The sequence below is a fragment of the Maricurvus nonylphenolicus genome (assembly GCF_042854845.1).
GTDB lineage: Bacteria > Pseudomonadota > Gammaproteobacteria > Pseudomonadales > Cellvibrionaceae > Maricurvus > Maricurvus nonylphenolicus.
Genome location: NZ_AP031498.1, coordinates 3289465 through 3303456, shown reverse-complemented (window position 1 = coordinate 3303456; position 13992 = coordinate 3289465). Strand labels below are relative to the sequence as shown.

General features: G+C 50.0%; 10 protein-coding genes. 6 read left to right on the top strand and 4 right to left on the bottom strand.

Annotation, left to right across the window (positions count from 1 at the left end):
• The first annotated feature begins 59 nt into the window (after positions 1-59).
• Entirely contained in the window at positions 60-617 is a 558-nt protein-coding gene (locus ACGHZ6_RS14470) for a TetR/AcrR family transcriptional regulator (RefSeq protein ID WP_390614687.1), read from the top strand.
• Positions 618-628: 11 nt separating this feature from the next.
• Here ACGHZ6_RS14470 and ACGHZ6_RS14465 read toward each other — a convergent pair whose 3' ends face one another.
• From ACGHZ6_RS14465 to ACGHZ6_RS14455, 3 genes are all read right to left on the bottom strand, one after another.
• Positions 629-1474 (bottom strand): substrate-binding periplasmic protein, encoded by an 846-nt coding sequence (locus ACGHZ6_RS14465; RefSeq protein ID WP_390614686.1) that lies wholly within the window; start codon positions 1472-1474, stop codon positions 629-631.
• A gap of 51 nt (positions 1475-1525) precedes the next feature.
• Positions 1526-2911, bottom strand: coding sequence for an MATE family efflux transporter (locus ACGHZ6_RS14460; protein ID WP_390614685.1), 1386 nt, complete (start codon positions 2909-2911; stop codon positions 1526-1528).
• Between the two features lie 74 nt (positions 2912-2985).
• Positions 2986-3930, bottom strand: coding sequence for a LysR family transcriptional regulator (locus ACGHZ6_RS14455; RefSeq protein WP_390614684.1), 945 nt, complete (start codon positions 3928-3930; stop codon positions 2986-2988).
• 185 nt (positions 3931-4115) lie between these two features.
• Here ACGHZ6_RS14455 and ACGHZ6_RS14450 point away from each other — a divergent pair, with 185 nt between their 5' ends.
• The 5 genes from ACGHZ6_RS14450 (at position 4116) to ACGHZ6_RS14430 (ending at position 13161) form a co-directional block, all read left to right on the top strand.
• Positions 4116-4928: a class II aldolase/adducin family protein gene (locus tag ACGHZ6_RS14450; RefSeq protein ID WP_390614683.1), complete on the top strand. Its 813-nt coding sequence runs from the start codon at positions 4116-4118 to the stop codon at positions 4926-4928.
• Positions 4929-5011: 83 nt separating this feature from the next.
• A complete protein-coding gene (locus ACGHZ6_RS14445) occupies positions 5012-7390 on the top strand; it encodes a TonB-dependent receptor (protein WP_390614682.1) in 2379 nt (792 codons plus the stop codon).
• 207 nt (positions 7391-7597) lie between these two features.
• Positions 7598-8506: a bile acid:sodium symporter family protein gene (locus tag ACGHZ6_RS14440; RefSeq protein ID WP_390614681.1), complete on the top strand. Its 909-nt coding sequence runs from the start codon at positions 7598-7600 to the stop codon at positions 8504-8506.
• Positions 8507-9605: 1099 nt separating this feature from the next.
• Positions 9606-11831: an NADP-dependent isocitrate dehydrogenase gene (locus ACGHZ6_RS14435; RefSeq protein WP_390614680.1), complete on the top strand. Its 2226-nt coding sequence runs from the start codon at positions 9606-9608 to the stop codon at positions 11829-11831.
• A 166-nt stretch (positions 11832-11997) separates the two neighbouring features.
• On the top strand, positions 11998-13161 hold the full coding sequence (locus ACGHZ6_RS14430; RefSeq protein WP_390614679.1) for a glutathione S-transferase family protein: 1164 nt from the start codon (positions 11998-12000) through the stop codon (positions 13159-13161).
• 9 nt (positions 13162-13170) lie between these two features.
• On the opposite strand, the gene ACGHZ6_RS14425 is transcribed toward ACGHZ6_RS14430, so the two are convergent.
• Entirely contained in the window at positions 13171-13974 is an 804-nt protein-coding gene (locus ACGHZ6_RS14425; RefSeq protein WP_390614678.1) for a substrate-binding periplasmic protein, read from the bottom strand.
• Between the last annotated feature and the right edge of the window lie 18 nt (positions 13975-13992).

Here is a 13992-nt window from a genome sequence, read left to right as displayed (position 1 = left end):
ACCGAATGGCTTACTTGAGCAAAATATGTCTCACTTTAGACATGGATTGAGGCAACAACTTGGGTAAGCCAGAAGAAACCTATCGTATGATCCTGGATGCGGCTGCCAGCACCTTGGTACGTTTGCCAGGAGCTTCCCTACAAGATATTGCCAAAGCAGCAGGGGTGGGGCGCGCAACTATTCACCGCTATTTCCGCAAGCGTGATGATTTAATCAAAGAGCTGGCGCAGATCTCTCTGCAGGATACCTCCTCGGTGATTGAAGGTGTATTGGCTGAAGAGGTGAGCGCGGCAGAAAAGTTGCGTAAATTGGCGGCCACGCTGTTGCCAATGGCCAATCGCTATCAGTTTTTGTCTTTCGTTTGGGAAATGCTCGACGATCCTGAAATTTATCGCATGTATAACCGCCAGATGTCGTGCCTGCATGACTTGATTGATGCCTGTAAAGCCGAGGGGCATATATCCCCCGCGGTGTCTACGCGCTGGATTGCCTCGGCCTTTGACTCCCTGATTTACGCGGCTTGGTTGTCGTTGGAGTATGGTGAGATTGCCCGAAATGATGCCAGTGATTTAGTCGTCAACACGTTAATAAATGGTGTTGCACCGGCGCAGGGTTAATGGGTAAACCATTATTTGTCGGCGGTCGCTTTTTGATTGTAGGCCCTGCTTTTTTCCTTCAGTGGGGCCAGTCTTTCCTGCAGTTCGCTATAGCTGATATAGATGTGATCCAGGTAAATTCTATCCATCACGCCATTGCTTTTTAGCTGCTGTATCGCCTGGTTCCAGGCGGAAACTTCATGTTTGTTCTTCTCGGAAAATCCCATATAGGTGGGGGCATAGCGAGCCATTGGGCGAAGTGCTCTAACGCTGGTGTCTGCGACCTTGCCGATAGCGCGCATGGTGAGATAGTCGTCAATACTGGCATCAACCCGCTTACCGCGGACCATCTGCCATAAATAATCCTGTCGGTTTACCTTGTACAGATTTAGGTCGGGGTTTTGTTGTAACCAGGCAACACTGCTACCGCCGCGAAGCACAGCAACCGTTTGCCGGGAGAATTGTTCAAGGCCTTCATAGCCCAGGTGCGGGCTTTCGGCGTGGACAAAAAACGCGGCAACATGGCCCATAAAGCTTTCCTGCACCCGGTGGATACCAATATCGTAGTTGGGTACGTAGTAGATGGTACCGTCGTAAAGGTTTTCAGCTACCGCTGCGACACAGCGTTTATAGGGCTCCTGATGTAGATTAACCTGTTTGCCCTGCAGTTCAGCGGCTTTACGAGCGACGTCGACAGCGATCCCCCTATGTTGAACATCAGTACCTGGTCTGGCATCCAGTTTGTGGCCGTAGGGCTGCCATTTGAAATAGCATAGATTGAGCGTTCTATCGGTGACTTTTTCGTCTGGGATGCTTGCACTTGTCTGTGTGCTAAAGGCTAGGATCAGTAATAAAAGGGCACCCAGAATTCGGAGCATAAACTGCGCTGCTATATGTCGTTATTATGAAATATAGACTAGCGCGACAAGCTACGAATAGGAAGCGGCATCCTGTTGTTGTGTGCTGGGCTCGTCAGCCAATAGCCTGTTGGGTCTAAAGCGATAAAACAGCAGCAGCGCGATCACCAACGTCAGGGCTTCTGCGCCGGTAATGGCGAGCATAAACGGAGCTTCCGGGAATAATAGGGTGATCACCGTTAACAGTGTTAGCGGCAGAACCAGGCTGCGCAGCAGGGCAATGGCTGCAGAGGATTTTGCATGGTGGGTTGCCGTTAAATAGGCAGACAGCATGACATTAAGGCCATTAAATAAAAATACTGGCCAAAGTACGGCGATAAAACCCAGGGCAATATGGGTTAAATCATCGGTGTTATCACTGATAAACAGTTGCACCATGGCTTCACCATTACTGAGTAATAAGGCAATAAAGCCTGTCGCGCTAACGGTTATCAGTGCGAAAGCAATGGTAATAAATTGATTGAGTCGTTGCCTGTCGCGCGCCCCAAAACACTGACTGCACAAAGCCTGAAGGGCATCGGCAATACTGAAGGAAAGCAGTAAACCAACAAACAGGCTGTAGCTCACAACACTAAAGGCAGCGACTCCGGCAACGCCCAGTTTATTGATGATCACCAGATTCAGAATAAAGGTCACGACACCGGCTGAGATCTCGTTAATAAATTCGGACAAGCCGTTAAAGCAGGACTGAAAAAGTTCACGCCAGTTTTGTTGGCGAGGCACAAAGCGCAGCCAGGCATCTTTCCTAAATCGGTAGGTTAGCAGGATACCCAGTGTTACCAGGTTGGATATACCCGTAGCCAGTGCGGCCCCGACCAGGCCTTCACCCCGGACGCCAATAAGCCACCAGTCCAACAGCAAATTAGTTAGCGAGCCGATCACTAGAGCAATGGATGACAAACTCGGGTAGCCAGCGATACGCACAAAAAAGTAATACAGGGCGGTAGCCACCTGAAACGGTAAAAAGAATACCAGTGTGCCGAAGTAATCCTGCATGGGCGCAAAGAGTTCTGGTTCTGCACCTAAAGCGCGAAACAGCAATTGGCTGCCGAGTAAACCTGCGCCCAACAGGATAAGGCCGTAGATAATATTGGCGATGAGTGCCTTGCTAAAAATATTATTGGCGGCTTTTAAGTTACCTTCACCAACATATTTTCCTGCCGTCACCGAGCTGCCCACCGCCAGCATATAGGACACCCCAAAGGTCACGCTTAACACCGGAATAATCAGGTTAATTGCGGCCAGTGCCTGGCTGCCTTCGAAGCGGCCGATAAAAATGCCGTCGATAACTGAGGCCGTCGACATCGCCAAAATACCCAATATCGAGGGGATGGCGTAGCGCAGAAAGCTGCTAAACGGGTTGCCGTGCAGGGCTGGGTTGCTAGAGGGGGAAGACATCGAAACACCTGTAAATAATCATTTGTGACAATAAATGATTTGTTCTGATGTCGCAAGTTGGTAAAGCGATCAAATTACTGAAGTGCGAGCTGCGCCAAGTCTGGCTCCAGGCTGATGGTATCCAGTGACTCTAGGCTATGAACCAGTTGTGTTCTGAGCCAGCGATGGGCTGGGTCGTGATGGTGGCGCTGGTGCCAGTACATATGTATTTCGATCGCCGGTGAAGCAAAGGGCAGAGGCGCGGTTTGCAGGGGTAATAGGGTTTTCTGGGCTTCAATATAGCCGCGCGGCATGATCGACAGTTTGTCGGATTTAAGCAGGGAATGAATGCCGCTGGGGTAGCTTGAACAGCGCAAGGTGACATTACGCTGCAGGCCTTTCTTGGCCAGTGCCATATCAATCCACTCCGAGGCATTAAGCAGGGGGGATACCAGTACCTGAGGGTATTGTAAAAATGCTTCCAGCGAATCCGGGTTTTCAAAGAAGGGGTGACCCTTGCGCCCGACGACAATCAGCGGGTCTTTAAACAGGCAGATATGGTGCAGGTGTTCTGGAACCGGTAGTTCCAGCTCCAGGCTCAGATCGACCTGGCCTTGGGTTAATTGCTCCACCAGATTGGGTGGGGTGGAGTGGGTCGAATTCAGCCTGATTTGCGGTGCCCGTTGTTCAATACGCTCCATCAGGATGGGCAGTAACAGGGTTTCCATCGCATCGCGCTGGCTTAACTGAAAGGTTTGCTGGTGGTTGGCAGCGTCAAACGTATGGGCATCATCCACACTTCTGCGTAATTCCTGTAAGCCCTGTTTAACCTGCACGATAACCCGCTCTGTTAGGGGGGAGGGCATCATCATATGGCCCTGGCGGGTGAATAACGGGTCATCGTAAAGGCTGCGCAACCGGTTTAAGGCGTGGCTGACAGCCGATTGGCTTAAGTACAGGGCTTCAGCGGCGCGTGAGGTATTGCCCTCGTCGTAAATTGCTTCGAGTACAGCCATTAAATTCAGGTCGAGTTTAGCCATGGGTATCTACGTCTATTGCAGGGTAATGGAGAGCAAAGCCCTTGTGGTGTCTAGGCTGGGTTTAACTATGTATAAAATTAATAGATTTATCAAATAATAATTCATTTGAGTCATTGTTAAGGCAGGCATAGCATCTTTCTCACGCTATTTATCGGCCCCAGGCTGTATTGAGGAAGATTATGACGATGAGCATCGAAGCAGAGTTGCAACGTACCACCATTGGCAGTGTGGATACGCAAGATTCCCCCGTGGCCTTACCGCCACAGAGCTTCCCGACTGTTGAGGCGGAGCGCACCTATATCAAACAGCGTTTGGCTGGAGCCTTTCGTATTTTCGGTTATCTGAAATTCGATGAAGGTGTGGCGGGCCATATCAGTGTGCGCGATCCGGAATTAAAAGATCACTTCTGGGTAAACCCGGTGGGTATGCATTTCTCGTTGATCAAAAGTTCTGATCTGGTGTTGGTGAATCATGACGGCCAGGTGGTTGAAGGCCGTGCACTGGTGAATACCGCTGCCTTTGCCATCCATTCACGTCTGCATGCGAATAACGAGAATATGAATGCGGTGGCACATTCCCATTCACCTTATGGTCGTGCCTTCAGTGCCTTGGGAAAACACCTGACACCGATATCACAAGACGCCTGCATGTTCTATGAGAACCACGCCATCTATCACAACTTCCAGGGCGTGGTGGAAGAAACCCGCGAAGGCGATGAAATTTGTGAAGCGCTGGGTGATATGCCCGCCGGTATTTTACAAAACCACGGCCTGATTACCGTCGGCACTTCTGTTGATATTGCTGTAGGAACCTTCCTGGCGATGGAAAGTGCCTGTCGCAGTCAGCTGCTGGCGGAAGCCGCTGGTGAACCCATCGAAATCGATCACGACACAGCTGTGCATACCCGTAAGTACAACGGTACTGAGTTGGTGCGCTGGGCAAACTTCCAACCCCTGTATCAGCTTATGCAGCATCTGGATGACAGCTTCCTGTCGTAAATCCTGATTTTAATTTTTTACCAGCAACACCCCAATAAGGCCCGCCAAAGGGCTCAATATAATAATTGTGAGAGGAAACTTGGATGAGAGCATCAAACCCAAGCAAATTTAAACCTAACCTGCTAGCCGCAGCACTGTCTGCATCTGTACTAGGTAGTCCTGCCGTTTTCGCGCAAGATGACTCCGCCTTTGCACTGGAAGAAATTATTGTGACCGCGCAAAAGCGTGCGCAGAGTCTGCAGGATGTTCCCATTTCGGTATCTGCTATGGGCGCAGAAAAAATGTCTGAAGCGGGCATTGAAAATCTGGCCGATCTTTCTGCATACGTGCCCAACTTGCGTGTTGTGGATGGTGGCTTATCGCCGCAATTAATTATTCGCGGAATCGGCTCCGGTTCTAACCAGGGTTTTGAGCAATCCGTAGGTACCTATGCCGACGGTGTATATACCGGTCGCAGTTTGCAATCACGTGCTGCGTTTATGGATTTGGAGCGCGTTGAAGTTTTGCGTGGCCCGCAGAGTATTCTGTTTGGTCAAAGCTCTATTGCCGGTGCCGTTAGTCTGATTACCGCCAAACCTACCGATGAATTTGAAGGCATGGTCAGCCTGGGGCATGTGCCTGAGTTTGATGAAACTGAAGTTAATGCCTACGTCTCTGGCCCGTTAACGGATAGCCTGCGTGCTCGTTTGGCGGTACGTGATCGTCAGGAAGACGGTTATATGGACAATAAAACCCGCAATGAAGATGCGCCAGAACTGGACGAGCAGGCGGCACGTTTAACGTTGGATTGGAGTGCCGGTGACTTGGTTGCCACGTTTAAAGCGGAAGTATCACGTATGGAGCGTCAGGGGCGTCCAATGACTGCCATTGATCTCGGTGCGTATCCATTCCTTACTACTGTAGGTACTCATGGTGCACTACAGCAATCGTCTACGGATATTGATCATGATATGTGGGCGGATGCTGATAACAAGCTGGAATTCGATAACGACAGTTATGTGCTTAATCTCGAATACAGTTTGGGTGATCATACTCTGACGTCGATTACTGCTTACAGTGAATACGAATACCGCGAAGACAACTACGACGGTGATGCCACCGAAGTGGATGTGGTATCCCTGAATATGGCGGAAGACTTTGATCAGTTTAGCCAGGAGTTACGTTTAACCTCGCCCGGTGGTGAGACCATTGATTACATTGTTGGTTTGTTCTACCAAACCTCGGAGCAGGAATACCAGGAAGATGCGACCTTAACGGTATCGACTATTGGTTTGGATCAGTTGGGCGCTGTTGTTTTACCTGTTGGATTGCTGGATTCAACCATCAATCGTGACTTTGCTCAGGAGTCTGAAACCTATGCAGCCTTTGGGCAGGTAACCTGGAATATTAATGACGCGCTACGTTTAAACCTTGGCTTGCGTTATACCCGCGATGAAAAAGAAGGCGAGCGTATTCAGGAAGCCTTTTCTACCACAGCTGCGCCAGGTGTTTCATTGGATGATATTCCTGTAGCTGTCGTAGGCAGTGTAGGAAATATTGTTGCCAACGAATTCAATATCGCTGACCACAATCTTAAGGATGATTACAACGAAGATAACTGGACCCCCAGCATTAACCTGCAATACGACATCACCGATGACATTATGCTGTACGCCAGTTACTCGGAAGGTTACAAGGCCGCTGGTTACGATGCTCGCGGAATTAACGGCTGGACAACTGCGGCAGCATTCCCGGGCAAATCCGGTACTCAGTTAGGCGGTGACAGTTTCTTCTTCGATCAGGAAGAGGCAGAAACCTTCGAAATTGGTGCCAAGATGAGCTTGCTAGACGGTGCCGCTGAATTAAATGTTGCCCTTTACCAAACCGACTACACCGATATGCAGGTGAGCGTATTTGACGGAGCCTTTGGTTACGCCGTACAAAATGCTGGTGAAGCTCGAGTGCGCGGTTTGGAAATGGATGGCCGCTGGCGTGCGACCGAAAGCCTGACCCTAACCGGTAGCCTGGGTTACCTTGACTTCGAATGGCTGGATTACGAAGCGGGTGCCTGTAACGGCGCTGGCAGCTTACCGGCTAGCCCTGTATCTGCTGATAACTGCGACTACACCGGCAAAGAAAACCTGCACACACCAGAGTGGACAGTTAACCTGAGTGCTAATCACGTTACCTATGTAGGTGATGGTTTGGAATTGCGTTCCACCCTGGATGCCAACTTCAAAGATAACCATTACGCCTCCGGTGATTTGGATCCGCGTTCCGAGCAATCGGCCATGACGATTTTTAACGGTCGCATTGCGTTAGCCGCCGCTGATGATTCCTGGCAGATAGCCCTGACCGGTAAAAACCTTACGGACCGTGAGGTATTTTCCTACGCAGCGCCTGTTACCCAGTCTAATGGTGGCTTGTTCGTCAATATGATGCGCCCACGTACCTTGGGTATTGAAGGTCTGTATCGTTTTTAACGCTACTTAACTGTTATTAACAGTTCTCTCCTCAATGTAGTGATACGTTGAGCTCTCGCTTGGTGCGGCCTTCGTTTGGGGGCCGCTTTTTTATTTTTAGCCGAGTCTGTTATCGCGGTTACATTCTTGAACTGCTTTTTTCGATTATGCTTACACCTGTTTGTACCCAAAATAGGGTAGGCCAGAGCAATAATAACTGAGGGCAATATGGGCACGTTTTATATAGAGCATGAATACTGGTTTGCAGTCTTCCAGCTGGTAACAGCCATGCTGGGAATGGGGGCAACCCTGACGCCCAAGGATTTCCGCGAAGTCTTGCTAGAACCCAAGGCGGTTACGACGGGAAATGCGATTCAGTTGCTGCTCGTGCCTCTGGTGGCGTTTGTCTTTATTCAGGCCTTCGGCATCACGGGAGGCGTAGCTGTTGGTATTGCGTTAATTGCGGCGATTCCCGGTGGAACCTCTTCCAATATTTTCACCCACTTTGCTCGTGGCAATATCGCGCTGTCGATCACTATCACTGCGCTCACAACACTGGCGTGTCTGATTACTACACCGCTGATTCTGGAAGTGTTAATTGCGAAATATATGCCCGCTGATTTTGTCATGCCGCGTGGGCAAATCATGCAAGAGATTGCGCTTACGCTCTTGTTGCCGCTTGGTATGGGTATGTTGTTCTTACGTGTTTTCCCTGGGACGGCACAGACCTTCTCTACCTGGTGTGTACGAGCTTCACTGTTGGGCCTGATTATGATTGTTGTGGGCTCCTCCGCCTCCGGTAGATTGGATGTGGAAGCCTTTGGTGTTACGAATCTGTTGCTGGTGACTTTGCTGTTGTTTGTGATGGCTCTGGTCAGCTGGTTAACCTGTCGTTCGCTGGGTTTGTCCTCCAAAGATGCGACTGCCATTGATATGGAAGTGGTGGTACGTAATGTTAACTTGGGGGTAATGCTGAAAGCTTCCTTGTTTCCTGCAGTAGTGGGGCAGGTGGATCCTATAGGTGATTTAGTCCTGTTTACACTGTTGCTCTATGGTGGTCTGCAGATGTTGGTTGCAGCGGTTCTTATTACTTGGCGTCGTAAGACTACCTCAGAGGCTGAGACTGCATTAACGTAGTTCTAAATCGGAGGCAGCCGGTGGGGCTGTTCTCCGCGCCCATAAGCGGCAGGAAAAAGTCAGCGCTACGTAAACTCACATAAAACGTTCAGACAACCTCCGCGACTACCCTGACTTTTTCCTGCCGCTTAAGCGATGGGCTGATTGCTCCGAACAGCCCCACCGACTGCCTCCTTACCACTGTGCTAATTCCAATTTTTTGTTTATTTATCCTCAGGTAGGTTTACCCAAGAGGCCCGGGGTCTGACCCAGTGGGTCAGACCCCATCTTGATAATTTTACTGAAGGTAGGTTTACCCAAGGGCGGGTGGTGCCAGCGACCAATCAGGCTGCGTTTAAGACTTGTCCCCGGGCGGGAGCGTGGACGAGGACTGTCTGAGCGTTGTTTGCGAGTTCCGCAGTGCGAGCGCCCGGGGACAAGTCTTGAAGCCGGGAGCAGGTGCCACCCGCCCTTGGGTAAACCGGGGCAATAGTACAAAACCCATAAAGCCCTATCTAAAGGCATCTGCTTTTGTAGTGAAAACCATGAATCTCCCTACTTTTTGTAGTCGTCTGCCAGTTGCACCATTTTGGGTAATATTTTTGCCCTCAAATAGGGCCCTCAAACTACTCAGTTGAGAGGTGTTCTCATTTATTTTGATGGTTTTGTAGTTTGTAGGTATTTTTTTTACAAAATGTAGCCGGGCAGTTTTGTTGTAATTTGTAGGCTTTATAGCGCTCTGATTTGCGTCTGCTATTTAAACTAGGAGTTATTAAAAAATCCAATTAAAACAGTTAGTTATGTGCGGTTTAGGTGTGAAGGGGAAGAGTTGTTTTTTCAATATTAATCCTCTCTGCTGGTAGGTGGGGAAGAGGTTCTTTAGTTGCTTGTTCAACCAAAGTTGTAGTTTTACAACCTATAAATGCCTAAAAAAATTCTGTATTATGCGCACGCCTAATTTATAGGTGTATGTCTAATATTTGATCTAAGGTCATGTATTAGTGGAGACACGTCGCTATCTTCGCCAAAAGCCTAGATGGATGGGGCGTGAGGCTGCCGGATGCGCACCCCGGCAGACCTGTGAGATCAAGAGTCAATAACAAAGTTTTTGGGGTCATCTATGTCAGACAAAAAATCAAAGATTATTTATACCTTAACCGATGAAGCGCCAGCACTGGCCACGTATTCTTTACTCCCCATCGTTAATCATTTCACCGCCGCAGCCGGTGTAGAAGTAGAAACCTCAGACCTCTCCCTCGCAGGCCGTATCCTGGCCAACTTCCCAGACAAACTGACCGAAGAACAAAAAGTTGCCGATGGCCTGAAAGAGCTGGGTGAGCTGACTCAAGATCCAACTGCCAACATTATCAAGCTGCCAAATATTTCCGCTTCCATTCCTCAGCTGGTTGCCGCTATTACCGAGTTGCAAGGTAAGGGCTACGACATTCCTTCTTACCCTGAAGAGCCTCAGAACGCTGAAGAAGAAGCCATTAAAGCCACCTACGCCAAAGTGCTGGGTAGTGCGGTAAACCCTGTTCTGCGTGAAGGAAACTCTGACCGTCGCGCGCCAGCGGCTGTTAAGCAGTACGCTCGCAACAACCCTCACTCTATGGGTAAGTGGAGTCAGGCTTCTCGCACCCACGTTGCTCACATGCGTGAAGGTGACTTCTACGCCAGCGACATTTCTACCACCATGACCAAAGCCGATACCGTGAAAATCGAGCTGGTAGAAGCTGACGGTAAAGTGACTGTACTGAAAGAAGTCCCTGTACAAGATAAAGAAGTTGTTAGTGCCCAGTTCATGAGCACTCGCGCGCTGCGCAAGTTCCTGGATGAGGAAATGGAAGGCGCCAAGAACGCTGGCCTGCTGTTCTCCCTGCACATGAAAGCGACCATGATGAAGGTGTCTGACCCGATTGTCTTCGGTCATGCGGTCACTGTGTATTTTAAAGAGGCTTGGGAAAAGCACGCCGATACCCTGAGTGAGCTGGGTGTTCAGCCTAACGACGGTATGGGCAGTGTGCTGCAGAAGATCGATAACCTGCCTTACTCCAAGCGCGCTGAAATCGAATACGATCTGCGTAAGTGCTACGAAACTCGCCCAGAAATGGCGATGGTGGATTCCGATAAAGGTATCACCAACCTGCACGTGCCTTCCGATATTATTGTTGATGCTTCCATGCCTGCCATGATCCGTAACGGCGGTAAAATGTGGAGTGCCGATGGCAAGCTGCAGGACACCAAAGCGGTAATCCCTGATAGCTGCTACGCCACCATGTACCAGGAAATCATCAATTTCTGTAAGCACCACGATAACTTCGATCCAACCAAAATGGGTACTGTGCCTAACGTTGGTCTGATGGCGCAGAAGGCTGAAGAATACGGTTCTCACGACAAGACCTTTGAAATTCCTGCCGACGGTACTGTTCGCGTTGTTGATAGCGAAGGCAATGTGCTGCTGCAACACGATAACGTGGAGCAGAGCGATGTTTGGCGTATGTTTACTGCCAAAGACGAGCCTATCCAGGATTGGGTAAAACTTGCTGTAACCCGTTCACGCTTGAGCGGTATGCCAGCTATCTTCTGGTTGGACGACCGTCGTGGCCACGATGCGCAAATGATTCAAAAGGTAGAAACCTACCTGCAAGATCACGACACCGAAGGCCTGAAGATTCATATCTTGAACCCTGACCGCGCTATCCGTTACACCATGGAGCGTCTGAAGCTGGGTCTGGATACCATTGCAGTAACCGGTAACGTACTGCGTGACTACCTGACTGACCTGTTCCCAATTCTGGAGCTGGGTACCAGTGCCAAGATGTTGTCTATCGTACCTCTGATGCAGGGCGGTGGTCTGTTCGAAACCGGTGCTGGCGGTTCTGCGCCTAAGCACGTTCAGCAGTTCGAAGAAGAAGACCACCTGCGTTGGGATTCTCTGGGTGAGTTCCTGGCGCTGGCGGTATCTCTGGAAGACGTTGCTAACAAGAGCGCCAACCCACGTGCTCAGGTTCTGGCCACTACGCTGGACCAGGCCACTGGCAAGCTGCTGGAAGAGGGCAAGTCCCCAAGCCGTAAGGTTAACGAGCTGGATAACCGTGGTAGCCACTTCTACCTGGCGCGCTACTGGGCTGAAGCGCTGGCTGCTCAGTCTGACGATGCCGAGCTGCAAGCTCACTTCGCTCCACTGGCCAAGTCTCTGGCTGACAACGAAGACAAGATCATCACTGAATTGACTGACTGCCAAGGTAAGCCAGTTGATATGGGTGGCTACTTCTGGCCAGACGTAGAGAAGGTTGGTACGGCTATGCGCCCAAGTGCGACCTTGAACGGTCTGATCGACGCCTAATTGTCGTTTCGCCTTATGTCTTCAAAGCCCGGCCCTGTGCCGGGCTTTGTCGTTTAGGGGTGGGCTGTCGTTTTATCAATACAAGCTGGCGCTGTCTCACCAGTCACTTAGGCTGTAGCAGGCTTATGATGTAAGCTTATAGAGCATTGTGTTGGAGTGTAGTGGTATGTCAGAGGTAACCCTTTGGACCTCGGAGTTATCCCCGTTTTCATTAAAAATTGAAGCTTGTCTGCAGTTTAAAGACGTTCCCTACAGTTGTTTGCCGCAACTTTCACAGCCTTTAAAAAGCTTCCTGGGGGCAGTGAAGGTGGAGTGGGGTAAACGCCGTAACAAAGTCTATAAATACCCGCAAATGACCGATCTGGATGAGTACCCCGGAGTGCCTTATCTGATCGAGGAAGACGGGCGTATCCAGTACGATTCTACTGCCATTGCCTATTGGCTGGATGGTCAGGTTCAGTTGCGTCCTGCACTGTGGCCAGATGATCCGAAGTTGGCGTTTGTTGCCAGGCTGCTTGATGATGCCATGGATGAGTTTGGTATTTATCTGGTTCATCATATGCGCTGGTCGATTTCTCCGCATACCAACGATGCCGGCAAACGTTTACATAAAGAATTTGGCAGCTTGTTGTTCTGGAGTGGCGAGGAAAAGTTCGCCCGAGAGTTTTCCCGTCGTCAGACCAGTCGTTTGCCGTATCTGTTTAGTATGCCGCCACAGGGTTATGATGCGCAGTTACCGGATTATTTAACGGCCCCTATCAAACAAGGTTGGCCACAAACCCACACTTTATTAAATGATGCCTGGACAGATTTTATCAACTGCCTGGAGAAGATTTTACGAGTCCAGCCCTATTTGCTAGGCGAGCGGTTCTCCATGGCGGATGCCAGCCTGTATGGCATGTTTGGTATGTTGCTGGATGACCCGACTGCCGATGAAGACATGCAAGCTCGTGCGCCGAAGTTGCGCCAGTGGTTGGTGGACATTCGTGCGGGAAGGCACTGCCATAATATCAGCGAAAAGCCCTTGTATCTCAGTGATGAGGTGCTGCCATTATTGGAATTGGTCTGTGAAGTCTTCCTGCCGTTAATGCAGCAAAATGAAGCGGCTTACCTTGAGAAAAAACAGCAGGGTGAAACCCTGTTTAACGAAGCTGCCTGGCGCAAAGATCGAGCCTTATATACTGGAGAGTTACGCGGTCATCCATTTAAAGCTGTCGTGAAAACCTTTCAGGTTCAGGTTTGGCGAGATTTACAGGCGGCTTGGAAGCAGCTGTCACAGTCGCATCGGCAAGAATTAAGTGATCAGGTAAGTGGGTTAGTTCAGCTTTAAGGCTCTATGTTATTGAGCATCCTCCGAGGTCTGACGCTGATAAAACAGTGCGTCGGCCTCGTCAATTTTCTCGAAGTTATGTTGTTCAATGATGGTCCGAAAGCGGCCGTTTTGCCGAAGTAGCTTAAGGCCCAGATTAAATTCTTGTATTAGCATGTCATTGGGGGCACGGTGTTTGGTTAGCACCAGGTGCTGATTTTCAACCCCAACAACATCACCTACCTGTTCAACACCGTTGGCAATGTCTGTGTGATCGGATTGCTGTAAAAGGTGGTGAGCATATTCATTGTTAACCACCACCAGGTCCACGCGTTTGCCGGCCAGAATTCTGAAGTACTGATTGTTGCGGGTAACCCGCATAATTTCTAAATTAGTCTGCCGTAAATCTTTTGGCAGGACATAACCTCGGACTAAACCCAGGCGATAGTTCTTGCCTTGCAGGTCTAGGGGCTGCTCATAACGGATGGGATCTTCTCGGCGCTTATATAACACCATGCGACTGGTCAGTATAGGATCAGAGAAGTGCAATTGCTGGGCACGTTCTGGTGTGTGCCACACCCCAATCATGCCATCGACAACACCGGACTTTGCCCATTCCATCGCCCGGGTCCAGGGTAAAAACTTAACCTCCAGATCGTGCCCGTGAATAGCCAGGGCTTCACGGATGATCTGGGTTAATGCGCCTTGCTGCGGTAGCTCCCGGCCATAAAACGGCGGGTTGTTACTCGCGGCCAATACCAGCGTACGGGCTTCCGCCGTCGCGGCCAGTAAAGTCCACAGTAATAGGAGGGTTTTTGCTAAGTACTGCATCATAGAAAGCTGTTTTACGCC

Coding starts and splice junctions, on each gene's coding strand:
- ACGHZ6_RS14465 (WP_390614686.1), bottom strand. CDS start 1,474: ATGCTCCGAATTCTGGGTGCCCTTTTATTACTGATCCTAGCCTTTAGC.
- ACGHZ6_RS14460 (WP_390614685.1), bottom strand. CDS start 2,911: ATGTCTTCCCCCTCTAGCAACCCAGCCCTGCACGGCAACCCGTTTAGC.
- ACGHZ6_RS14455 (WP_390614684.1), bottom strand. CDS start 3,930: ATGGCTAAACTCGACCTGAATTTAATGGCTGTACTCGAAGCAATTTAC.
- ACGHZ6_RS14450 (WP_390614683.1), top strand. CDS start 4,116: ATGAGCATCGAAGCAGAGTTGCAACGTACCACCATTGGCAGTGTGGAT.
- ACGHZ6_RS14445 (WP_390614682.1), top strand. CDS start 5,012: ATGAGAGCATCAAACCCAAGCAAATTTAAACCTAACCTGCTAGCCGCA.
- ACGHZ6_RS14440 (WP_390614681.1), top strand. CDS start 7,598: ATGGGCACGTTTTATATAGAGCATGAATACTGGTTTGCAGTCTTCCAG.
- ACGHZ6_RS14435 (WP_390614680.1), top strand. CDS start 9,606: ATGTCAGACAAAAAATCAAAGATTATTTATACCTTAACCGATGAAGCG.
- ACGHZ6_RS14430 (WP_390614679.1), top strand. CDS start 11,998: ATGTCAGAGGTAACCCTTTGGACCTCGGAGTTATCCCCGTTTTCATTA.
- ACGHZ6_RS14425 (WP_390614678.1), bottom strand. CDS start 13,974: ATGATGCAGTACTTAGCAAAAACCCTCCTATTACTGTGGACTTTACTG.